This is a genomic window from Nocardiopsis yanglingensis, from assembly GCF_045809185.1.
Classification (GTDB): Bacteria; Pseudomonadota; Gammaproteobacteria; order Xanthomonadales; family Xanthomonadaceae; genus Stenotrophomonas; species Stenotrophomonas yanglingensis.
Genome location: NZ_JBJNRH010000025.1, coordinates 1 through 21,623, shown reverse-complemented (window position 1 = coordinate 21,623; position 21,623 = coordinate 1). Strand labels below are relative to the sequence as shown.

The 21,623-nt window shown below is 67.0% G+C and carries 18 protein-coding genes; 15 read left to right on the top strand and 3 right to left on the bottom strand.

What is annotated here, in order from left to right:
• Positions 1 to 125: 125 nt before the first annotated feature.
• The gene (locus ACJ7C5_RS20540) at positions 126 to 1,304 is read left to right on the top strand and encodes a serine hydrolase domain-containing protein (protein ID WP_412704916.1); all 1,179 of its coding nucleotides are present in this window, start codon (positions 126 to 128) and stop codon (positions 1,302 to 1,304) included.
• Entirely contained in the window at positions 1,301 to 2,485 is a 1,185-nt protein-coding gene (locus ACJ7C5_RS20535; protein ID WP_412704915.1) for an MFS transporter, read from the top strand. The genes ACJ7C5_RS20540 and ACJ7C5_RS20535 overlap by 4 nt, the downstream gene beginning before the upstream one ends.
• A gap of 323 nt (positions 2,486 to 2,808) precedes the next feature.
• On the opposite strand, the gene ACJ7C5_RS20530 is transcribed toward ACJ7C5_RS20535, so the two are convergent.
• Positions 2,809 to 4,425, bottom strand: a complete 1,617-nt coding sequence (locus tag ACJ7C5_RS20530) for an EAL domain-containing protein (protein ID WP_412704914.1) — start codon at positions 4,423 to 4,425, stop codon at positions 2,809 to 2,811.
• Positions 4,426 to 4,654: 229 nt separating this feature from the next.
• On the opposite strand from ACJ7C5_RS20530, the gene cycA reads away from it, so the two are divergent.
• Positions 4,655 to 6,028: a D-serine/D-alanine/glycine transporter gene (gene cycA / locus ACJ7C5_RS20525; RefSeq protein ID WP_049449299.1), complete on the top strand. Its 1,374-nt coding sequence runs from the start codon at positions 4,655 to 4,657 to the stop codon at positions 6,026 to 6,028.
• A gap of 318 nt (positions 6,029 to 6,346) precedes the next feature.
• A complete protein-coding gene (locus ACJ7C5_RS20520) occupies positions 6,347 to 7,123 on the top strand; it encodes a lytic transglycosylase domain-containing protein (protein WP_094000557.1) in 777 nt (258 codons plus the stop codon).
• A 94-nt stretch (positions 7,124 to 7,217) separates the two neighbouring features.
• Here ACJ7C5_RS20520 and ACJ7C5_RS20515 read toward each other — a convergent pair whose 3' ends face one another.
• Positions 7,218 to 8,738 carry a hypothetical protein gene (locus tag ACJ7C5_RS20515; RefSeq protein ID WP_412704913.1) on the bottom strand — a complete coding sequence of 507 codons (1,521 nt, stop codon included), beginning with the start codon at positions 8,736 to 8,738 and terminating at the stop codon, positions 7,218 to 7,220.
• 183 nt (positions 8,739 to 8,921) lie between these two features.
• Between ACJ7C5_RS20515 and ACJ7C5_RS20510 the strand changes: the two genes are divergently transcribed.
• Entirely contained in the window at positions 8,922 to 10,985 is a 2,064-nt protein-coding gene (locus ACJ7C5_RS20510) for a hypothetical protein (protein ID WP_412704912.1), read from the top strand.
• Here ACJ7C5_RS20510 and ACJ7C5_RS20505 read toward each other — a convergent pair.
• Positions 10,963 to 11,370: a YciI family protein gene (locus ACJ7C5_RS20505; protein ID WP_005412102.1), complete on the bottom strand. Its 408-nt coding sequence runs from the start codon at positions 11,368 to 11,370 to the stop codon at positions 10,963 to 10,965. The genes ACJ7C5_RS20510 and ACJ7C5_RS20505 overlap by 23 nt on opposite strands.
• 723 nt (positions 11,371 to 12,093) lie before the next feature.
• Here ACJ7C5_RS20505 and ACJ7C5_RS20500 point away from each other — a divergent pair.
• From ACJ7C5_RS20500 to ACJ7C5_RS20455, 10 genes are all read left to right on the top strand, one after another.
• Positions 12,094 to 12,507, top strand: a complete 414-nt coding sequence (locus ACJ7C5_RS20500) for a YciI family protein (protein ID WP_134952181.1) — start codon at positions 12,094 to 12,096, stop codon at positions 12,505 to 12,507.
• 67 nt (positions 12,508 to 12,574) lie between these two features.
• A complete protein-coding gene (locus ACJ7C5_RS20495; protein WP_005407887.1) occupies positions 12,575 to 12,997 on the top strand; it encodes a VOC family protein in 423 nt (140 codons plus the stop codon).
• A gap of 34 nt (positions 12,998 to 13,031) precedes the next feature.
• Entirely contained in the window at positions 13,032 to 13,442 is a 411-nt protein-coding gene (locus tag ACJ7C5_RS20490) for a VOC family protein (RefSeq protein WP_049395630.1), read from the top strand.
• A gap of 24 nt (positions 13,443 to 13,466) precedes the next feature.
• Positions 13,467 to 13,823, top strand: coding sequence for a DUF1428 domain-containing protein (locus tag ACJ7C5_RS20485; protein WP_014645774.1), 357 nt, complete (start codon positions 13,467 to 13,469; stop codon positions 13,821 to 13,823).
• Positions 13,824 to 13,868: 45 nt separating this feature from the next.
• Positions 13,869 to 15,131 carry an RNA polymerase sigma factor gene (locus ACJ7C5_RS20480; RefSeq protein WP_412704911.1) on the top strand — a complete coding sequence of 421 codons (1,263 nt, stop codon included), beginning with the start codon at positions 13,869 to 13,871 and terminating at the stop codon, positions 15,129 to 15,131.
• Positions 15,132 to 15,238: 107 nt separating this feature from the next.
• Positions 15,239 to 16,435, top strand: coding sequence for a hypothetical protein (locus ACJ7C5_RS20475; protein ID WP_088023859.1), 1,197 nt, complete (start codon positions 15,239 to 15,241; stop codon positions 16,433 to 16,435).
• The gene (locus ACJ7C5_RS20470; protein WP_049443871.1) at positions 16,426 to 17,526 is read left to right on the top strand and encodes a hypothetical protein; all 1,101 of its coding nucleotides are present in this window, start codon (positions 16,426 to 16,428) and stop codon (positions 17,524 to 17,526) included. The genes ACJ7C5_RS20475 and ACJ7C5_RS20470 overlap by 10 nt, the downstream gene beginning before the upstream one ends.
• 134 nt (positions 17,527 to 17,660) lie before the next feature.
• Positions 17,661 to 18,338 carry a hypothetical protein gene (locus ACJ7C5_RS20465; protein WP_094000551.1) on the top strand — a complete coding sequence of 226 codons (678 nt, stop codon included), beginning with the start codon at positions 17,661 to 17,663 and terminating at the stop codon, positions 18,336 to 18,338.
• A 16-nt stretch (positions 18,339 to 18,354) separates the two neighbouring features.
• Complete coding sequence (locus tag ACJ7C5_RS20460) at positions 18,355 to 20,007, top strand: CsgG/HfaB family protein (RefSeq protein ID WP_094000550.1); 1,653 nt, start codon at positions 18,355 to 18,357, stop codon at positions 20,005 to 20,007.
• A gap of 236 nt (positions 20,008 to 20,243) precedes the next feature.
• A protein-coding gene (locus ACJ7C5_RS20455; protein ID WP_088026290.1) for an IS3 family transposase occupies positions 20,244 to 21,595 on the top strand; the annotation gives its coding sequence in 2 pieces (ribosomal slippage) (positions 20,244 to 20,691 and positions 20,691 to 21,595; 1,353 coding nt in all).
• Positions 21,596 to 21,623: the final 28 nt, after the last annotated feature.

Sequence of the window (21,623 nt, the reverse complement as noted above, 5' to 3'; positions counted from 1 at the left end):
CCTTGCAGTTCCGGCCATCATGCCGATTGCGGACTGCACGGTCCATGATGCCCGGAGCGGCAACCGGCTTTTTGCGCGACGGCGGGCTGCCTAACGTGGCGGGCCTCTCCCCACGGACCATCGCGATGAATGCTGTTCCTTCCCTTGCACCTGCGCCGACGCTGCCGTCGGTGCAGCGGCTGCTGCAGCATGTGCACCCGCAGCGCCTGGTCGGTGCGGTGGTGCTGGTGCGCGAGCACGGTGTGCTGCGCCACGCCAGCGCGACCGGGCTGGCCGATCGTGAATCGGCCACGCCGATGCAGCGCGACCAGTTGTTCCGGCTGGCATCGGTCAGCAAGCCGCTGCTGACCACGGTGATCCTGCGCCTGGTGGCCGAGGGCGTGCTGGACCTCGACGCGCCGGTGCAGCGTTGGCTGCCGGATTTCCGCCCGGCACTGGCCGATGGCAGCACGCCAGCGATCAGCCTGCGCCAACTGCTCAGCCACAGCAGCGGACTGGGTTACCGCTTCCTGGAAGCGGACGCCAACGGCCCGTATGCACGCGCTGGCGTCAGCGACGGCATGGATGCCAATCCCGTGAGCCTGGCGGACAACGTGCAGCGTATCGGCCAGGCACCGCTGTTGTTCGCCCCCGGCAGCCAATGGCTGTATTCGTTGGGCGTGGACGTGGCGGGAGCGGCGGCCGAAGCCGCGACCGGCGAAACGCTGCAGGCATTGTTCGCACGCCTGCTGGCCACGCCGCTGGGCCTGCGCGATACCGCGTTCGCCACCGACGATGCCGCGCGGCTGGCCACACCCTATGTCACCGACACGCCGCAGCCGCATCGCCTGCAGGAAGGCGAGGTCGTCGCTCCGTTCGAGGGTACCGTCGGTATCGCGTACAGCCTCGCGCGTGCGACTGATGCCAGCCGTTTCCCTTCGGCCGGGGCCGGCCTGCTCGGTACCGCCGATGAAGTGATGGCGGTGCTGGAGGCCTTGCGTGATGTGCAGAGCTCAGGCCTGTTGCCGCCCGCGCTGGCAGCGCAGATGGCCAGCCCGCAGGTGGGCGAGCAGGGGCCGCCGGAACCGGCCGGCTGGGGCTTCGGGCTGGGCTTTGCGGTGCTGCGCGATGCCGCCACCAGTGGCACCCCGCAGAACGTAGGTACATGGCGTTGGGGCGGTGCCTACGGGCACAGCTGGTTTGTCGACCCCGCGCGCGGCCTGAGCGTGGTGGCGCTGACCAACACCCTGTACGAAGGCATGGACGGTGCCTTTGTTGATGAGCTGCGTGATGCGGTGTATGCCGATCTGGAGACCGTGCGATGAGCGGCCATGCCATCGATGCGGCCAGCCCGGCCGGTGAAGCCACGCGCCTGCCGTGGGCGGGACTGCTGGCGCTGGCCGGCGGCGGCTTCATCACACTGCTGACCGAGACCTTGCCGGCCGGTGTACTGCGGCCGATGGGCGAAAGCTTCGGGGTGAGTGATGCGGCGGTCGGCCAGCTGGTCAGCGTGTACGCACTGGGCTCGGTGATGGCCGCACTGCCGATGACCGCACTGACCCAGCGCCTGCCGCGACGCCCCTTGTTGCTGGCCGCCATCGCTGGCTTCGTGGTGGTCAACACGCTGACCGCACTGAGCAGCAGCTACCCGCTGATCCTGGCCGCGCGCTTCCTGGCCGGCGTGAGTGGTGGCCTGCTGTGGTCGCTGGTGGCTGGCTACGCCGCGCGCATGGTAGTGCCCTCGTTGCAGGGCCGGGCGATTGCGGTGGCGATGGTCGGTTCGCCGCTGGCGCTGTCGCTGGGCGTACCGGCGGGCACGTTGCTGGGCCAGCAGATCGGCTGGCGCTGGGCGTTCGCATTGATGAGCGTGCTGGGCGTGGGGCTGCTGGCCTACGCGCGCTGGGCACTGCCGGCACTGCCAGCGGCCGGTGCCGGCCAACGTACGTCGCTGGGTACGGTCTGGCGCATGCCCGGTGTGCGCAGCGCGCTGCTGGTGATGGTGCTGTACGTGCTGGCGCACAACGTGCTCTACACCTACATCGAACCGTTAGCGGTGGAGGCCGGCGCAGGCCCGTGGCTGGACCGACTGCTGCTGGCCTTCGGCGTGGCGGCGATTGCCGGTATCGGCATTGCCGGCTGGGGCGTGGATCGTCATCTGCGCACGCTGGTATGGGCGGCCGTGATCGGTTTCGTCCTGCCGGTGCTGACCCTGCTGCTGTGGCCGGGCCAGTCCACACCACTGCTGCTGGCGACGATTCTGTGGGGTGTGGCCTTCGGCACGGTACCTACCCTGTTCCAGACCGCGCTCGCACGCCGAGCCGGTGCCGCCGCGGATCTGGCGCAGTCGATGCTGGTGACCGGTTGGAACCTGGCCATCGCTGCCGGTGGCGTTGCGGGGGGTGTGCTGCTGCAGGCGGTTGGCCCGAACCAGTTGGGATGGCTGCCGTTGCTGCTGCTGGCCGTGAGCGTGGCCTGGCTGCTGGCACGGCCGAAGGCCTGGGCATAGCTGTTGATCAGTGATGACGCGGTGCCGGCCAGCGGCCGGCACTACCGTGGTCCACGCCATCCACGCATGGCGTGGATCTACCGAGCGCAGCGACCCGCGTTTGCTTTTGCTTTTGCTTTTTTCTGTTGATTCCGTGGTGGGACGCCGCCGCAATGTGTCCGTGGCCGGGTGGGTGGGTTGCGCAGGGGCGTGAGCCGCATGGATGCGGCGACCGAGCTTACATGGACGTACTTGCAGCGCCCCCTGCGCGACCCATCCACCCGGCCCCAACTGATGGATCCACTGTACGCGACCCACCACGAGGGGCTCCGCCGTTGGCCGTCCTACTCGATCCCCTCACGCTCGATCGGCACGCTGCGCGGATTCTGCATGTGCTCCCGCGCCGCACCGTATCGCTGCTGCCGCTTGTGGTGGAACGCCACGAACTCATCACGGGGCAGCGGGCGAGAAAACAGCCAGCCCTGCCCGAACTCCACGTGCCGGCTGTGCAGGTAGGCCAGCTGTGCTTCGGTCTCCACGCCCTCGGCCACCACCCACAGGCCCAGTTCCTTGGCCATGTCGATGATGTGCGGGGTCACCGGGCTGGTCGCACTCTCGGTGCCGATCGCATCGATGAACGATTTGTCGATCTTCAGCGCATCCAGTGGCAGTTGTTCCAGGTACTGCAGGCTGGAGAAGCCCACGCCGAAATCGTCGATGGCCACGCTGTGACCTGCACGGCGTGCCTGCGCCAGCATCGTGCGGGCGCGGTCCAGGTCGAGGAAGCCGCGCTCGGTGGCCTCCATCCAGATCTGCTGCGGCAGGATGCCGCTGCCGGCCATGTGCTTGGAGATCATCTGCAAGGCACGGCCGCTGCTGATGTCCTCGGCGGCCAGGTTGATCGCGATGTGTGCGCTGCGGTCGGCCACCAGCAGTTCGCGCATGTCGCGCACCACGTTCTCGATCACCAGGTCGGTGACCGCGGCGATCATGCCGGCCTCTTCGGCCAGTGGAATGAACAGGTCCGGCCGCACCTGGGTGCCGTCCGGGCGCTGCCAGCGGATCAAGGCCTCGGCGCCAACGCAGATGCCGGTGTCCAGCTCGATGATCGGCTGGTAATGCAGGTACAGCTCGCGGCGACGGATGGCGGTGGCCAGCTCGCCACGCAGTGACAGGCGCCGCCGCGACAGCCAGATCACCAGGCCGGCGCCGGCGGCCGCCAGCAGGATGCCCAGCGGCACGAACAGCCAGGCCTGCTGGCGGAAGGTGGCGGCCAACGCGGTGCGTGGCGTGGTGGCGATCGCCAGCCATTCCTCGTTGCGGGCGGTAGCGTAGAGCGTGTTCTGGTCCAGCCCTTCGCCGGGATTGCGCAGCAGGGTCTCCAGCAGTGCCGTGTCCATGCCGTCCTGCTTGGCCAGCAGGCGCCCATCCGGGCTGGCCAGCGCCAGGCGGACATGCGGGTCTACGATGACGTCGACGAAGCGGCGCGGATCAACCAGCACGTCGTAGGAGCCGTACAGGATGGACAGCACCTGGCGACGACCGCTGGCTTCGGGCCGCACGTCCACCGCAATGCCGGCGCCGTCACTGGTTACGTGGTCGGCCTTGGGCTGGTTCACGTCGGAGCGGAACGGCCCCCACGAGGTGCAGCGCAGCTTGCCGCCTTCGAAGTAGCCCATCTGGTCGGCCGATGGCGTGGTCATCACCAGCGTCTGCATGCGCCGGATGTGTTCCTCATCGCAGCCCGAGGCGGTACTGGCCTCGGCCGATTTCAGCGCGGCCAGCGCCTCGTGGTAGGACAGATCGGACCGGCGCAGGGTGCGCAGGGCGATGTCGTGCAGCCGTTGTTGTTCGACGCTGATCGTGCGGTCCCAGGTGGCATAGGCCATCACGGCGATCGGCAGCGCTGCAGCCAGCAGCGCCAGCGCGGTGCCGCCGATGATCACGCGCAGCCGGCTCATGGCCGGAGCTCCAGCGGGGCGGGCAGGGCAGGGTGCATGGGCGGGGCCGGTCCTTGGGCAGGTGCGGCTATCTGAGCATGGCGCCGGGCCGGGTGGAATGGGACGAATCCGGTATTGGGTCACATTGTGATGAAAGCGGCCAGGTTTGACGTGATCGGGTCGTCCGGCGCTGGCGCTCCGCGCCGCGGAGGACTACCGTCGAACGCTTCGCCCGCCCCTTTCCGCGCCCATGACCGAGCCCGCAACGCCCCCCGAGCACCTGCGCCGCAGCCTGTCCAACCGCCACCTGCAACTGATCGCCATCGGCGGTGCCATCGGCACCGGCCTGTTCATGGGGTCGGGCAAGACCATCAGCCTGGCCGGACCGTCCATCGTCTTCGTCTACCTGATCATCGGGGCGATGCTGTTCTTCGTGATGCGCGCGATGGGCGAGCTGCTGCTGTCCAACCTGCAGTACAAATCCTTCATCGATTTTTCCACCGACCTGCTCGGTCCCTGGGCCGGCTTCTTCTGTGGCTGGACCTACTGGTTCTGCTGGATTGTTACCGCCATTGCCGATGTGATCGCGATCGCCGCCTACGCACAGTTCTGGTTCCCTGGGCTTGAAGCCTGGAAGCCGGCGCTGGCCTGCGTGATGCTGCTGTTGTCGTTGAACCTGGTGACGGTGAAGCTGTTCGGTGAAATGGAATTCTGGTTCGCGCTGATCAAGATCGTGGCGATCTGTGCGCTGATCATCACCGGCGCCGGGCTGGTGGCGTGGGGCTTCACCTCACCCAGCGGCCACACCGCGTCGCTGTCGAACCTGTGGAATGACGGCGGCATGTTCCCGATGGGCCTGGTCGGCTTCTTCGCCGGGTTCCAGATTGCGGTGTTCGCCTTCGTCGGCATCGAGCTGGTCGGCACCACCGCCGCCGAAACCGCCGACCCCGAGCGCAACCTGCCCAAGGCGATCAACTCGATCCCGGTGCGCATCATCATCTTCTACGTGCTGGCGCTGATCGCGATCATGGCCGTCACCCCGTGGCGCCAGGTGGTGCCGGACAAGAGCCCGTTCGTGCAGCTGTTCGTGCTGGCCGGCATTCCCGCCGCCGCCAGCCTGATCAACTTCGTGGTGCTGACTTCGGCCACGTCCTCGGCCAACAGCGGCATCTTCTCCACCAGCCGCATGCTGTACGGTCTGGCCGAAGAGGGCCACGCCCCGCGCGGGCTGTCGAAGCTGTCGCGCGCCGCCGTGCCGGCCCGTGGCCTGCTGTTCTCCTGCCTGTGCCTGCTCGGTGGCACGCTGCTGATCTACCTGATTCCCAACCTGGTGACCGCCTTCACCCTGGTGACGACGCTGGCGACGGTGCTGTTCATCTTCGTCTGGTCGCTGATCCTGGTGGCCTACATGGCCTACCGCCGCCGCTACCCGGAACGCCACGCTGCTTCGATCTTCAAGATGCCCGGCGGCGTTGCCATGTGCTGGGCCTGCCTGGTGTTCTTCGCCGGCGTGCTGGTGCTGCTGAGCCTGCAGGCCGACACCCGCCAGGCGTTGATCGCCAGCCCGGTGTGGTTCGTGCTGCTGGGCGTGGGGTATTGGGTGCGGCGGAGGACTGCGAAGTAACCCAGCGTTTTCGTTACATTGATTGATCCATTGTCTCCGGACGTTTCATCCACGCATGGCGTGGATCTACTGCCCGCTGCCGGGAACTGTCGAGGGCGGGTGGGTGTGGCTCGGCAGGACCGTTGGCGCCATGGATGGCGCCATCGAGCCCCCATGGATGGGTCTACGGCGTGTCCTGCCGGGCCACACCTACCCGACCAGCCCTCAACAGCCCAGCGCTGCTCTGAATGTTGACGTTGCCTCTGCAGGTGCAGGGCGCAGCCCTGCCGACCCCCATTCACCCAGCATTAGCGGGCGCGGCCGGATCATCCGGCCGCCATGTCCCGTCGCCCTCTCCTGCTTGCGCTGTTGCTGCTGCCCAGCCTGTGGCCCGGGCTGGCCGCTGCACGCACCGTCTACCGCTGCGTGCAGGGCAACACCGTCAGCCTGGCCACCGCCCCGGAGCCGGGCTCGCGCTGCACCCCGAAGGAAATCGACGACAACGCCATCCAGACCCCGAACCTGTGGGGCAACATGGGCGTGTTCAGCGGCGTCCTGTACGAGCGGGAGCAGGATGGCGTGCTGGTCTATTCCACCCGCAACCTGCCCGGCTCGAAAGTGTTCCTGAAGTTCACCATGGCTACGCCGCCGGGTGAGCCTGCGCACGAAGGCCTGGGCAAGGTCGGCAAGCCGCAATTGGCGCAACATGCCAAACAGTTCAAGGCTGCGGCCAAGGCCACCGGCGTGGATGACGCGTGGCTGCGTGCGATCGCCCATGCCGAAAGCAACTTCGATGCGCTGGCGGTCTCGACCAAGGGCGCACAGGGCGTGATGCAGCTGATGCCGGATACCGCGCAGGAATACGGTGTGAGTGATCCGTTCTCGCCGCAGCAGTCGATCGATGGCGGCGCCCGCTACATGCGCGCGCTGCTGCGTCGCTACAACGGCGACCGGCCGCTGGCAGCGGCCGCCTACAACGCCGGCATCGGCGCGGTCACCCGCTACAAAGGCGTGCCACCCTATGCCGAGACCCTGGCCTATGTGGACAAGGTGATGGCGCTGTACGCGCGCTACCGTGAAGCGATGGGCATCCGTACCGAGGTGCCCGCGCGTTAGGCTGGCGGTGCTGGATGTGTCGTGTAGAGCCGAGCCGATACTCGGCTCATCGTGACGGCAGCCGAGCATGGGCTCGGCTCCACAGCGCATCTGCTCAGCGCGAGGTTGAGCTGCTGACCAGTTCGTAGTGCTCGATGCGGCCGACGCGGGCGACCTCGGCCTGCACGTCCGCGCGTTGCTTGAGGGCACGCCAGGCCGCATCGATCTTCACGTCACCCGGCAGCGAGGGATAGGTACGCATGTCCTGCAGGCTGGCCAGCGTCTCGCCGCGGTCATCGGGTGAGCGCAGCTGTTCGATCAGCACCGCCGCTGCGCCCTCCAGGTTGCCTTCGTCCAGCAGCATCTCGCGATGGAACAGGCGTGCGTCGTTGCGCTGGGCAAGGATCACTTCGCGCGCGGCGCCCATCGCCTTGGCATCGCCCCGCTCGCGCGCGGCGGCGAACTGCACCAGGGCCTGTGCAGCCTTGCCGTAGCCGGCGAGGCCCTGGATATCGCTCGCCGTCTGCGCAGCCTCCTGCATGCGGCCCAGCGAGGTGAGCACGAAGCTGACATTCAACTGATGTTCGATGCCGTCCGGGCCCAGTGCGCCGATGCGGGCGGCCTGCTGTGCTGCTGCCAGTGCATCGTCGGTGCGCCCCAGCCGGCGCAGTGCCGTAAGCCGGCTGTTGAGCAGCCACGCCACCCATTCGGCTTCCGCCGCCGAAGGGGACTCGCCTTCGGCAGCCGCACCGGCCATGCCTTCGGTCAGTGCCAGCACTTCCTCGTTGCGGTCCAGCATCAGCAGCGTGCTGCTGAATTCGGCCATGCGTGCATCCAGCTTGCGATCCAGCAGGCCAGACACGCGCAGTTCGTCGAGGTGCTTCTGTGCAGCCTGCACCGGATCGAAGCGGGCATCGTTGCGGTCGACATAGCGATCGAAGCGCTTGTCACTGCGCAGCCGGATGATCTCGGCGGGGGCAGTGATGCGCGCCAGCGTGGCCGGGATGTCGTCGCCCCGGCCGTTGTCGGCCTGCAGCGTGGCCAGTGCCAGCCACAGTCCGGTCGGCTCCAGGCCGCCACTCTTCCAACCGTTGTCGAACAGTGCCTGCAGCAGCTCCATGCGCTGCTGCGGCTGGTCGCGCAGGCGGTACTGCAGATAGTTGATGGCCTGGTGCTCAAGCGGCAGCGGCGCGTCGGCATGCTTCAGCGCCTGCACCAGAAGCCTGGTGGCCGGAACGGGTTTGTTCTCGGAAAGCTCCAGCGACATCAGGGTCAGCAGGATCTGCGCATCGTCCGGCAGTGCCTCCTGCGCCCGTTGCAGGTAGCGGCGGGCCTGGTCCGGCTTCTTCTGCACCATCGCGGTCCAGCCGGCCACCTGTGCAGCGCGGCCGCGATGTTCGGCATCGAAGTCATCCAGCATCGGATCTTCCATCAGCCGTTCCATCGCAATCAGCGCGCCCAGCGTGTTGCCACTGCGTGACTGCTGGATGGCCTCATCCCAGCGCGTGGCGTAGGCCATGTGCATCGCATCGGCGGTGATTGACGGCTTCTGTGGTGCCACCGTGATCGAGGCAGAGGCCGGCATGCTGGCCAGGGCGGCCACCAGCAGGGCGGCGAGGGGAAAGACGCGGGGCATGGAGGATCTCCATCCGTGGGAAGAGCATTGAACCCGCTGAGGCCAACGAGAACAAGCGTAACGCATGGAACTCTGGTATCCGGCAGTACGATTGGCCGTGGCGGATCGCGTCTTCAGCGTCTATTGTCGTTGCCTCTTCAAGCAGCAGGCAGGCAGCGCAGCACGATGGCACGGTGGCAATGGATGGCAGCAGGCGTAGCGTTGGCAACGGCGGTGGCATTGGCCGCCACCTGGTGGGAGACCCCGCTGCACACCCTGGCTGAACCGGCAGGCCCGGCGCCCACGCCGCTGGCCTGGACCGCGCAGATCGAACCGCTGGCCGGTGATGGCCACCCGGGTGACCGTGACGGTGCGTCCGCGCAGGCGCGTTTCGCCGACCCGTACGCGTTGCTGCGCAGTGCCGATGGCAGCGTCTATTTCACCGATGCCGGTGACAACAACCGGATCCGTCGCCGCCTTCCCGATGGCCGCGTTGAAACGGTGGCCGGGCAGGGCGAGGGGCGCGTAGATGGCCCGGCACTGCAGGCCAGCTTCAATACGCCCTCGGGCATTGCCGCCGATGCGCAGGGCAACCTGTACGTGGCCGACACCGGCAACCACGCCATCCGCCGCATCGGCACCGATGGCCAGGTGACCACGCTGGCCGGTGGCGAGCAGGGGTACGCCGATGGACCGGCCGCACAGGCGCGCTTCGATGCACCGATGGGCATCACGGTGGACGCGCACGGCCAGGTCTATGTGGCCGACACCTTCAACGACCGCATCCGGGTGATCGGCACCGATGGCAACGTGCGCACCCTGGCCGGCGGTGATCGGCCGGGGCTGGCCGATGGCCTGGCAGGCGATGCACGCTTCGATACCCCGGTGGCGCTGGCCTTCGACGCACACGGTGCCCTGCTGGTGGCCGACCTGTTCAACAACGCGGTGCGTCGGGTCGGTGCCGACGGCATGGTCAGCACGCTGCTGGGCGATGGCGGCGTGATCAATGGGCCGCTGTCGCTGGCCACCACGCACGACGGCGTGCTGTACGTGGGTGACCTTGATGGACGCATCGTGCAGGTGACGCCGCAGGGCCACCAGATCGCGCTGGTGGGCAACGGGCGCCTGCCGCGACTGGCCCGCCCGAGTGGTCTGGCGATGGATGCCGACGGCAGCGTGCTGGTCGCCGATTCCGCCAGCTATCGCCTGCACCGCCTGCGCCCGCTGCCGGTGGGTGATTTGCCGGCACCGGCGCTGGTCGGGCCCGCTGCCGATGCAGCGTTGCCGGACACCGGTGGGCGCTGGCCGCTGGCACCACAGGACGGCTGGCATGAAGTGGTGGGCACGCTGGGCGAGGTGCGCGGCAACTTCAAGGGCGAGAGCCGCCACCACCTGCACGGCGGTTTCGATGTGCGCGGCGATGTCGGCCAGACCGTGCTGGCGATCGCCGATGGCAAGATCAGCAGCCCGGTAGCGGCCTGGAGCCTGGGTGGGCAGGCCGAGGGCCTGGCAGTGGACCGCCTCAAGTACATCCACATGCGGGTCGGCCGCACCCCGCGCGACCAGCCGTTTGATGCGCGCTGGCAGGCGTTGTACGACGAACAGGGCAAGCTGGAGCGGATGCGCGTGCGTCGCGGCACGCGCATCCACGTCGGCGATCGCCTGGGCAGCATCAACAACCAGGCGCACGTGCACCTGGCGGTGGGCACCGGCGGCTTCGAAACCAACGCCGTGGCGCTGGGCTTCCACAACTACGCCGACCACTTCGCACCGCGCATCACCGATGTTGCGCTGCTGGACGACAACGACCAACCGCTGGCGGCCGGCAGCGACGGCGTGGTGATGCTGGCGCGGCAGGGACGTGGCGTGCAGATCGTGGTCGAGGCCTGGGACCAGGTTGACAACAACCTGCCGCGGCGCCGGCTGGGCATGTACCAGGTGGGTTACCAGATCCTCGATGCCGGCGGACAGCCGCTGCAGGGCTATGAGCAACCGCGCTGGAACATCGTGTTCAACCGCATGCCGCCGCAGACCGAAGCGGTGCGCGTGGCCTACGCGCCGGACAGCGGCATCACCGTGCATGGCAGCGCGGTGACCCGCTTCCGTTACCTCGCCACCAACACCGTGCGTGATGGCCTGATGGAAACCGGGCGCTGGCAGCCGGCGGCATTGCCACCGGGCGAGTACACCGTGCGCGCCAGCGTGCGCGACTACAGCGGCAACGAAGGCGTGGGCCCGCGCGAGATCAGAGTACGGCTGCTGCCATAGCCGCAGCCGGGGCGCCGCAGCGTTCGCGCTCGGCGTCCATGTCTTCCAGCGGCCGCACCTCGATGCTGCCGAAGCGCGCCCAGGGGAAGTCGCGGGCGATGCGCATGGCTTCGTCGCGGTCGCGGGCGACGATCAGGTTGAAGCCGGCCAGCAGTTCGCGGGTTTCGGCGAACGGGCCATCCAATACACGGCTGTGGCCATCGCGCACGCGCAGGGTCTGCGCCGTGTCGACCGGTTGCAGCTTCTGCGCGGCCAGCAGCGTGCCCTCGGCCTGCAGCTTGTCGGCGTGGGCGAGGCAGTCGCGCATCAGCGCGTTGAATTCTTCGGTGGGCAAGGCCTGCAGCAGGGCAGGCTCGATGTAGATCAGAAGCAGATACTGCTGCATGGCACGGTCCTGGCGGGGGCGGGGTGTCCATGATGGCGCAGGTTTGCCTGCCGGCATGCTGCAGCGCGAAAAGCCGCCTGCGGCGGGCGATCGGCGAACGGCGGAGCCCCTCCGTGGTGGGGTGGTTGGTCGCTGAAAGCTGGGTTTCTGCGGGTGGGGCGGGGGGGGGGGGGGGGGGGGGGGGGCGGGGGGGGGGCGCGGGGGGGGGGGGGGGGGCCCCCCCCCCCCGGGGCCCCCCCCCCCCCCCCCCCCCCCCCCCCCCGGCCCCAGACAGATTCCGGTCGCCGAGTCACCACGGGAAATCAACAACAAGAGCAAAAGCGGGTCGCTTCGCTCGCAAAGCCGAGGCCGCCAGCCAACCGCCGTTGCTGTTGCTTTTGTTTTTTTTCTTGATCTTCCCGTGGTGGAACGGAGACAGGAACTTGTCCAAGGCCGAGTGGGTAGGCGGGGCGGGGGTGTCCGCGGCATGGATGCCGCGGCCAAGCCCCCAGGGACGGGTTTACGGCGTCCCCCGACCCGCCTACCCACCCGGCCAAACCCATGAACCCGAGCTTTTCAGCGACCAACCCACCCCACCACGGAGGGGCTCCGCCGTTCGCCGACTCCCGCCGAAGGCGCGCTTCCGCGGAAGAAATAATTTTCAAAAGACGTGTCGATTCCCAGCCCCCTGGTTCGTTGTACCCAGTGAAGGGCACGCACCACGCGTCCCCACGGGAGACCGCAATGAAAGTGATGGTGATCGTGAAGGCCAACGCCGACTCCGAAGCGGGCCGCATGCCCAGCGAACAGGAACTGTCCGAAATGGGCGCCTTCAACGAACAACTGGTGGCCGCCGGCATCATGCTGGCCGGTGAAGGCCTGCACGCCACCCAGCGCGGTCGCCGCATTCATTTCGGCAGTGGCGCGCCCAAGGTCGAGGCCGGTCCGTTTGGGCCCGCTGGCGAACAGATCGCCGGCTTCTGGCTGTGGGACGTGCGCTCGCTGGACGAGGCCGTTGAATGGGCCAGCCGGGCGCCGTTCAACAGTGGCGGCACGCTGGAGTTGCGCCCGCTGATCTCTGCCGAAGACTTTGGTGAAGCCTTCACCCCCGAATTACAGCAGCAGGAACAGCGTCTGCGTGCACAGCTGGAAGGTTGACCCGATTCATCTCCCTGCCGGGCCCAACCCGGCGCTACCACCCTGAAACCCACGACGGAGCACTGCCATGAAATTGATTCCCTTCCTCGGCTTCAGCGGCCAGGCCCATGAGGCGATGGCGTTCTATGCCAAGGCACTCGGTGGCCAGGTCACCTCGGAAATGAAATACCGTGACATGCCGCCCTCCGATGGCTCGCCGGGCTGCAACGAGATGCCCCCGGAAACCCTGGACCACGTTGCGCACAGCCAGCTGGAAATCGGCAGCGCCATCGTGATGGCGGCCGACGGTCCCGGCGGTGGAGAGGGTGGTTCGACCACCATCAATGTCGACGTCGACAGCATCGAAGAAGCTGAGCGCGTGTTCGCAGCGCTGGCCGAGGGTGGCCAGGTGCAGATGCCGATCGCCGAAACGTTCTGGGCGCACCGCTGGGGCATGCTGATCGACCGCTACGGCAAGCCGTGGATGGTCAATTGCATGAAGCAGCCCTGAGTCCTCTTTCTTTCATCCACAAGGAGCTTCACCGATGAGTGCACCGCAACCGCAGATGATCTTCGTCAACCTGCCCGTGCAGGATCTGAACGCATCCAAGGCCTTCTTCGCCGCGCTGGGCTACAGCTTCAACCCGACCTTCACCAACGACGATGCGGCCTGCATGGTCATCAGCGAGAGCATCTTCGTGATGCTGCTGACCCAGCCGTTCTTCAAGCAGTTCACCAACAAGGCGATTGCCGATGCGCACAGCCACACCGAGGTGATCACCTGCCTGTCGGCCGACAGCCGCAAGGCGGTGGACGTGATGGTGGACAAGGCGCTCGCGGCGGGTGCCAGCGAACCACAGCCGGCGCGCGACTACGGCTTCATGTACCAGCGCGGCTTCCAGGACCTGGATGGGCACCTCTGGGAAATCGCACACATGGACGGCGAGCCGGGCTGATGGCCGCCGCAAGGGAGAACCCTCATGGCTTACGTGGATGCTTACGTGCTGCCGTGCCCACAGGACAAGGTGGCGGCCTACCGCCGCCTTGCCCGCAAGGCCGGGGCGGTGTGGAAGGACCATGGCGCGCTGCAGTACATGGAATGCGTGGCTGACGATGTGGAACCAGGAAAGAGCACGTCGTTCCCGCGTGCGGTCAAGGCCAAGCCTGGCGAAACGGTGATCGTCGCCTTCGTGGTGTTCCGTTCGCGCGCGGCGCGCGACCGTATCAACGCGAAAGTGATGGCGGACCCGCGGCTGGCATCGCTGGGCCCGAAGGACATGCCGTTCGATACCAGACGCATGTTCTGGGGCGGCTTCAAGCCGATTGTTGAAGCGTGAGCTGCGGCGCTTGTGCGGGCCCGGTGCGCGTGCTGTGATCGGCGCATGCTCGAGCCCGCACTGACGCAGCGTCTGGAAACCCTCTGGCGGATGGAATCGCCGGTGTTGATCGCGCGCCTGGCGCGGCTGCTTGGGGGCGATGTCGGCCGTGCCGAGGAGCTGGCCCAGGACACCTGGCTGGCCGCGCTGGAGCGCTGGCCGGAGCAGGGCATCCCGGACAACCCCGGAGCCTGGCTGATGACCACTGCGCGCAACCGTGCCATCGATGTGCTGCGCCAGCACCAGCGGGTGGCGCAGCAGCATGCGCAGTGGGGCGAGGAACTGCATCCGGCACCCTTGCCGGCACCGGATGACAGCCAGGCGCTGGAAGATGATCTGGGTGACGACCTGCTGCGGCTGATGTTCGTGGCCTGCCATCCGGTGTTGCCGGCCGACGCACGGGTGGCACTGACCCTGCGCCTGCTGGGTGGCCTGACTACCGTGGAGATCGCGCGCGCGTTCCTGCAGCCCGAGCCGACCATCGCCCAGCGCATCGTGCGCGCCAAGCGCACCCTGGCGCAGAAGCAGGTGCCCTACGAGGTCCCTCGCGCAGACGCGATGCCCGAGCGGCTCGGCTCGGTGCTGGAGGTGATCTACCTGGTGTTCAACGAAGGCTATGCGGCCAGTGCCGGTGACGACTGGATGCGTCCGGCGCTGTGCGAGGAGGCACTGCGGCTCGCGCGCATTCTGGCGCACCGGCTGCCGATGCCGCCGGTGTTGGGCCTGCTGGCGCTGATGGAGCTGCAGGCCTCGCGTGCCGCAGCACGGACCGATGCGCAGGGCGTGCCGGTGCTGCTGGACCAGCAGAACCGCGCGCGCTGGGACTGGCTGCAGATTGAACGCGGGCAGCAGGTGCTGGCACGCGCGCTGGCCGCCGGTGGTGCTGATGATCCCTATGTACTGCAGGCGCGCATCGCAGCGTGCCATGCAGCGGCGCGTCGCCCCGAGGATACCGACTGGCCGCGCATCGCAGCACTCTATACGCAGCTGCTGCAGGTGCAGCCTTCGCCAGTTGTCGCATTGAACCGCGTGGTGGCGATACTGCGCAGCGACGGTGCCTTCGCGGCGTGGGCGCAGCTGCAGCCGTTGCTGGTGGACGCGCGACTGCGCGAGTACGCGCCGCTACAGGTGGTACGCGGCGAGCTACTACAGAAGCTGGGGCGGGAGCAGGATGCACGTCACGCTTTTGCGGAAGCCGCCAGACTCAGCCAGAACCAGGCAGAGCGCGGCCTGCTGCGGCAAAGGGCCGGTCTGCCCCCCGCGGAGTGACCGCGACGAAGGCAGCACTTGTCGGCAGGCCCGCGAGCCGTTATGTTTCGCGCCCAGTGGGCGCATGAGCGTCCGCTTTCCGTGCGTAATGACCGAGGAGCGGTTGGATGTATTCAAGGACGAAGAGCGCATCGCGCGCTTTTGCGCGCCTGCTTGCCTGTGCTCTGTGCCTGGCCGTGTGGCCGATGGCCACGCAGGCGGCAGACAAATCGCAGCAGGCCTATTGGGCCGGTTTTGCCTATACCGCTGATGCCGCTGCCGTGCAGGCGACCACGCCGCATGCGCACGCCGTGCTGGAAAAGCGTGGCTTGATCCCGCTCAACCAGACCCTGGCGCAGGGGCTCAAGCGTCGCCCGCCGGCCAATCTGGAACTGATCGACCAGCCGGTGGCGATGCTCGACGGCACCACCAGTGCCACCGTGCTGGCCGCAGCGCTGGACCGCGAGCTGGTGTCGGTCGAGCCGATCGGCAACCAGTACAAGGTGCTGGTGGAAGTGGCGCTGCAGGCGCTGTTCTTCGACTTCCGCGAGCGCCAGGTGATCGCGTCCTATCCGCTCACCCTGCAGCGCATCGATGTGCAGGATTACCGCCCCGACAACGACGATATCGATGCGATCGTCGCCGATCTGCTGTACGGCAACGCTGCGACCAGCCTGTCGCAGGTACTGGCCGCCAGCCTCGCCCAGGCCAAGCTGCCCGATGCCGCCGTGCGTCGCCTGCAGGTCGGTGGCGTGACCCTGTCCGACGCGGTCCGCGCCAAGCTGCCCGACCCGAAGTGGGACGCCCCGCTGCGCGCCACGCTGGCCCATGAACTGTCCAAGACGCTGTCGTCCAATACCGGTGTCGGCCTGCTGCCGCCGGCCTCGGGCCAGGCGATCGGTGGTGCGATGGCGGCGCGCTTTGCCGACGGCAAGGTCTACCAGCTGAAGATTCCCGAGCCGGACTACGTCATCAACCTGCAGGTGGATGCGCTGAAGAACGGCGTGATCGAAGAAACCCCGGCGATGAAGACGATGCTGTTCGGTGCGTTCTTCACCGCCAAGGTGACCGAGCCGTTCTCCGGCAAGGTCTATTTCGAACAGCCGCTGCGCAAGGGCGCCACCAAGGTGGTGCCGGTCACGCAGTGGCAGGTTGACCAGTGGTCGGCCAGCTACGAAACCCTGCTGGCCGGCTTCGACGCCTTCGCCGGCGCCGCCGCCAAGCGCGCCGATTCGCGCGGCTGGCTGGACGAACAGAAGCCGGGCGGCCGCCCGTTGCAGCAGCAGACCCAAGCCCTCCAGGAGTTGATCAAGTCATGTCGTTGATGCGTACCATCCTGCTCATCCTCATCGCCCTGGTGGTGGCCTCACCGGTCGCTGCACAGACTGCCAGTTCGCGCGGTACCGGTTCGGCCAGCTACGGCCTGCGCCTGAGTGCCGACACCCGTGCCCAGGCCCTGAACAAGGCCAAGGTCAATGCACTGGAGGCGTACATCGCCGAAACCGGTGCGGCCAAGCTGCGCCTGTTCGAAGCGCGTCGCGCCGAGTTCATCGGCGAGATCGACCGCTACGTGCTCAGTGCCGTGCAGCTGTCGGACACCGAAGACAAGAAGGCCAAGACCTACACCGTCACCGTCCGCGCCGAGATCAACACCACCCTGCTGCAGACCAAGCTGGATGCCGGCTCGGCCGTGGCCGGTGCCACCGCTGCCCAGCGCTCGCTGCTGACCTTCCTGTTCATGGCGCGCTCGCAGGACACCGTGCAGTCGTTCCAGGACAAGGAATACCGCCGCACCGACGTCAGCTCCAGCTACAACGAGAACACCCGCGAAGGTGACAGCTTCCGTGGCAACTCGGTCAGCACCAACGGCAGCATCAACCAGAATGCGTCGATGTCGGTCACCAGCGGCGGCAGCACCACCCAGCGCAGCGACAACATCAGCTGGAAGGTGGCCAATGCGGCCGAAGTGAACACCGCGATGACCGGTGCCTTCAGCGCCGCCGGCTACGAAGTGGTTGAAGCCGAATACGTGGAAGGCGAGTCGCGCGGCCTGCTCAGCATCGAGCGTATCCGCAAGGACTTCAGCACCGGCAACGACCTCGCCCCGGCCACCCTGCGTGATACCGCCAACGGTATCCGTGCAGCCAACATCCCGTACATCGCCGTCGGCACCCTCGACGTCGGCATGCGCGACCGTGACCCGGCCAGTGGCAACACCCGCGTGTTCGTCACGGTCACCGGCAAGGTGCTGGATGTGACCGGTCGTTTCCCGCGCACCGTGTCGTCGGTGGGCCCGGTGCAGTTCTCCGGTACCGGCCCGAATGAAACCGTGGCCCGTACCAACGCGCTGCAGCTGGCGGCTGAAAAGGCTGCGCAGCAGATGATCAACGAACTGAACGTCAAGGCGGTTCGTTGACGTTACCGCTGCGCTCGCCGGGCATGGCCCGGCGCTACCGGCTCTGGTGGGTGCCGCGCTTGCTCGGCACTGACCCGCTGCTATACCCGATCTTGCGCGCCGCATCGCGGCCGTCTCTCCCAAAGGAATCTCACATGATCCGTACCACTGCTCTCACCCTGGCCATCGCTGCCGCCACCCTGTCGATGCCGGCCCACGCTGGCCTGGGCAAGCTGAAGGACCTGGCCGGTGCCGCCACCGGCACCTCCAGCAGCAGCGCCTCCAGCGCCGCCGCCCCGGACGAAGCCGCGCAGGAAGCGCTGGTGCGTCGTTTCGTTACCTCGCAGTCGCACTCGCTGCAGGCCCAGACTTCGTTCGCCCGCGCCTTCGGCCTGGCCGAGCAGGTGCAGCTGCTGGAAGCCGAGCGCCAGGCGCTGTCGTCGGGTTCGGTCAGCGTCGATGCGATGAAGAAGTCGGTGTCGGTCAGCGAAGCTGCGCAGGCGGCGATCAACGAGCGCCAGGCCGCACAGCCGGAACTGAACGCTGAATCCAAGCAGCACTACGCCGAAGGCCTGGTCTCGCTGCTGTCCTCGGCGGCCGAAGCACAGAAGCTGGGTGGCGAAGCCAGCAACTTCACTGCCGGCATGAAGAACCTGGGCGCGACCCAGCTGGCCACCGTCGGCCGCAAGCTGGCCGCCGGTGCATGGGTGGCCAAGGAATCGCCGGGCTTCATCCAGGGCCTGTACGGCTCGACCAAGTCGGCCGTGACCTTCGCCAAGAAGAGCAAGGTGAAGGTGCCGTCCAACGCCGATTCGATGCTCGACAAGCTCTGATCCGAGGCGAATCTCCATGCGTATGACCTACCGTTTGATCGGCCTGGGCCTGGCTGCCACGCTGCTTGCAGCGTGTGGCAAGCAGGACACCCCGGCCGAAGCGCCCGCACCCGCCAAGGACAAGGCAACCAGTGCACTGGCCAGCAATGCGCCAGTGGAAGCAGCGCCCCTGCGTGGCACGCCGGATTTCGGCGGCACCACCCAGGTCGCGCGCGAAGCCGACGGCATCGGCAGCACCCCGGAACTGGCGGTGCTGGCGGCATTGCAGTCGGCGGTGGCGCAGGTCAACGGCGTACGCGTGGCCAGCCAGATGCAGAGCCTGCGTGCAGGCCTGCATGTGGATGTGGATGACGAACACGTCGGCGATATCCGCGCCGACGCGTTCACCCAGCAGATGATCGCCGGCTCGCAGGGCGCGGTGCTGGGCTATGAAATCCTGTCGCAGGATGAAGTGCGGCAGCTGGACGAGGAAACCATCGCCCGCGTGCGCGCCAGCGACGAAGGCTGGAGCTTCAAGGGCTCGGCGTCGGCCAGTGCATCTGGCGAAGCCTCGGCCAAGGGCGGTTCGGCGTCGGCCAGCGTCAAGCAGAGCTACGACGAGAAGGTGAGTGTCGATGCCAAGCGCGGCGCCAGCTCGTTCGATTCGGACGTCACCCATCGCAGCATGCGCAGCTACTGGAAGGTGCGCGTGCGCGCACAGATCGCCCAGTACCGCGCACCGGACGAGCAGGGCAAGCCGAAGATCGTGGTCGCCCTGCCGCGCACCAAGGCGGGCAGCTACGCCGTTGGCGATGGCCGCGTGGATGCCGATGAAGTGGCCGACGCGATTCGCGCGCGCCTGTCCGACACCCTGACCCAGACCCAGCGCTTCATCGTGCTGGATCGCGAGTTCGGCGACGAACTGCAGGCCGAGATCGACCACATCAACAGCGGCAACGTGCGCCTGCAGGACACCGCACGCGTGGGCCAGCAGCTGGCAACCGACCTGATCCTGATTCCGACCATCGAACGCTTCGAATACCCGCGCAGCGTGCGCAACCTGCGCATGTCCGACCGCCAGGTGACCTCGTACTCCGGTGGCGGCCGCATCACCCTGCGCCTGATCAACGCCACCACCGGCCAGGTGGTGATGTCCGACAGCTTCGACCACCAGCTGGCCTCGACCGGTCCGAGCACCCTGCCGCGCGTGGTCAACGGCCGCAACATGGCCGCGGCGATGATGGAATCGCTGTCTGGCCAGATCGGTACCACCATCGTTACTACCCTGTTCCCGGTGTCGGTGGTCTCGGTCGACGGTGACCAGGTAGTGCTGAGCCAGGGCGGTGACACCGTGCAGGCCGGCCAGCGCTGGCAGGCCGTGCGCCTGGGCGAGGAACTGAAGGACCCGCAGACCGGCCGCTCGCTGGGCCGCAGCGAACACCCGTGCTGCACCATCCGCATCGACCGCGTCGCCGCACAGACCTCGTACGGCACCATCGAAGACGGCGTCGACGCCATGCGTGGCGGCTTCCGTCCGGGCCAGATCGAACTGCGCCAGAAGCTGGGCAGCAAGCCGGCTGCCGCCGCTGCTGGCGCAACGGCCTCGGCTGCACCGGCTGCCGCCGCCCGCCCGGCGGCCAAGCCGAAGCCCAAGCCCGCTGCAGCCCCGGCCGAAGACCCGAACTGGTAACAGGCTCAAGCAACACACCGAAGGGGTCAGAGCCCTTTCCCGCTGGGAAAGGGCTCTGACCCCTTCGTGTTTCCGTTCGTGTCGACCAAGGTCGACACCCACCAACAGCGGCAGAAATCTGTCGAAGGCGGGGTGGGTCCGGTTGCGGGGGTGTCCGCGGCATGGATGCCGCGGCCAAGCCCCCAGGGTGAAGTGCCCCCCGGGAGTTGGACGCCAGATCCAACCCCGAGGGATACATGAACAAATACGACGCGCGTTTCAAACTGCAGGTCGCCAAAGAGGCCTGCAAGACCTCCACATCGGTCAAAGCCATTGCCCGTCGCCACGGCTTGGAGTTCTCCACGGTCAGGCGCTGGGTAGCGACCTATCGGCTGCACGGTTGGCGTGGGTTTCGCCGCCAGCCCCGGTCCTATGACCTCGCCTTCAAGCTGGCGGTCCTGGAGAAGATGAGCCGGGACGGCCTGTCCGGGCGGGAGGCCACCACCTACTTCCAGATTGGCGATGCCGGCGCAGTCGGGCAGTGGCGGCGCCTGTATGCTCAGGGTGGTGCCCAAGCGTTGGCACCGCCCCTGCCGCCGCCCCGAAAGCCGATGAAAAAGACCCGTTCGTCCAAGCCGCCTGAGGATATGAGCCGCGATGAGCTGCTCAAGGAAGTCGCCTATCTGCGTGCGGAGACCGACTACCTAAAAAAACTCGATGCCTTGATCCGGGAAGAGCAGGCGGCGCAGGACGCAAAGCGCAAGCCATCCAAGGATTGAGGCAGGTTCATACGTTGTCGCTTCTGCTCGAAGCGGCAGAGCTGTCACGCAGTACGTTCTATTACCAGAACCATGTCCTGGCCCATCCGGATCAGGATGAGGCAGCCCTGTGCGAGCGCATCCGTGCAATCTACGATCAAAGCCAAGGGCGTTATGGCTATCGCACGGTGACGCTGGAATTGGCCAACCAGGGCCATCGGACCAATCACAAGCGGGTACAGCGCCTGATGGGGAAGATGGGCCTGAAATCACGGGTACGCGTGAAGCGCTACCGGTCCTTCAAGGGGGCCGCCAATGTTGTGGTTGGCAATGAGCTCAATCGCCAGTTCCATGCCCAGCGGCCCAACCAGAAGTGGGTGACTGACGTGACCGAGTTCAAGGTGCAAGGCATGAAGCTATACCTGTCGCCGATCATGGACCTCTACAACGGCGAAATCGTGGCTTATCAGATCAAGCGCCAGCCCGTGTTCGATCTGGTAGGCCAGATGCTGGACGAAGCCATCAGCAAGCTTTCTCCGGATGAGCGCCCCATGATCCACTCCGACCAGGGCTGGCAGTACCAGCATGAAAACTACCGGCACATGCTGGAAAAGCACTCGTTGAAGCAAAGCATGTCCCGGCGTGGCAACTGCTTGGACAATGCGGCGATGGAGAGCTTCTTTGGGACGCTGAAGTCGGAGTTCTTCTACCTGAACAGCTTTGACAGCATCGAGAGTCTGGAGGCCGGGCTGGTGGAATACATCCAGTACTACAACGAAGAGCGCATCAAACTGAAACTGAAAGGCCTGAGCCCGGTACAGTACCGGGAGCAGGCCCAATCGGCCGCCTGAAACCGTCCAAGTCTCGGGGGTCACTTCA

Coding starts and splice junctions, on each gene's coding strand:
- ACJ7C5_RS20515 (WP_412704913.1), bottom strand. CDS start 8,738: ATGCCCCGCGTCTTTCCCCTCGCCGCCCTGCTGGTGGCCGCCCTGGCC.
- ACJ7C5_RS20535 (WP_412704915.1), top strand. CDS start 1,301: ATGAGCGGCCATGCCATCGATGCGGCCAGCCCGGCCGGTGAAGCCACG.
- ACJ7C5_RS20540 (WP_412704916.1), top strand. CDS start 126: ATGAATGCTGTTCCTTCCCTTGCACCTGCGCCGACGCTGCCGTCGGTG.
- ACJ7C5_RS20520 (WP_094000557.1), top strand. CDS start 6,347: ATGTCCCGTCGCCCTCTCCTGCTTGCGCTGTTGCTGCTGCCCAGCCTG.
- ACJ7C5_RS20500 (WP_134952181.1), top strand. CDS start 12,094: ATGAAAGTGATGGTGATCGTGAAGGCCAACGCCGACTCCGAAGCGGGC.
- ACJ7C5_RS20485 (WP_014645774.1), top strand. CDS start 13,467: ATGGCTTACGTGGATGCTTACGTGCTGCCGTGCCCACAGGACAAGGTG.
- ACJ7C5_RS20465 (WP_094000551.1), top strand. CDS start 17,661: ATGATCCGTACCACTGCTCTCACCCTGGCCATCGCTGCCGCCACCCTG.
- ACJ7C5_RS20530 (WP_412704914.1), bottom strand. CDS start 4,425: ATGAGCCGGCTGCGCGTGATCATCGGCGGCACCGCGCTGGCGCTGCTG.
- ACJ7C5_RS20490 (WP_049395630.1), top strand. CDS start 13,032: ATGAGTGCACCGCAACCGCAGATGATCTTCGTCAACCTGCCCGTGCAG.
- ACJ7C5_RS20470 (WP_049443871.1), top strand. CDS start 16,426: ATGTCGTTGATGCGTACCATCCTGCTCATCCTCATCGCCCTGGTGGTG.
- ACJ7C5_RS20495 (WP_005407887.1), top strand. CDS start 12,575: ATGAAATTGATTCCCTTCCTCGGCTTCAGCGGCCAGGCCCATGAGGCG.
- ACJ7C5_RS20480 (WP_412704911.1), top strand. CDS start 13,869: ATGCTCGAGCCCGCACTGACGCAGCGTCTGGAAACCCTCTGGCGGATG.
- ACJ7C5_RS20475 (WP_088023859.1), top strand. CDS start 15,239: ATGTATTCAAGGACGAAGAGCGCATCGCGCGCTTTTGCGCGCCTGCTT.
- ACJ7C5_RS20505 (WP_005412102.1), bottom strand. CDS start 11,370: ATGCAGCAGTATCTGCTTCTGATCTACATCGAGCCTGCCCTGCTGCAG.
- cycA (WP_049449299.1), top strand. CDS start 4,655: ATGACCGAGCCCGCAACGCCCCCCGAGCACCTGCGCCGCAGCCTGTCC.
- ACJ7C5_RS20460 (WP_094000550.1), top strand. CDS start 18,355: ATGCGTATGACCTACCGTTTGATCGGCCTGGGCCTGGCTGCCACGCTG.
- ACJ7C5_RS20510 (WP_412704912.1), top strand. CDS start 8,922: ATGGCAGCAGGCGTAGCGTTGGCAACGGCGGTGGCATTGGCCGCCACC.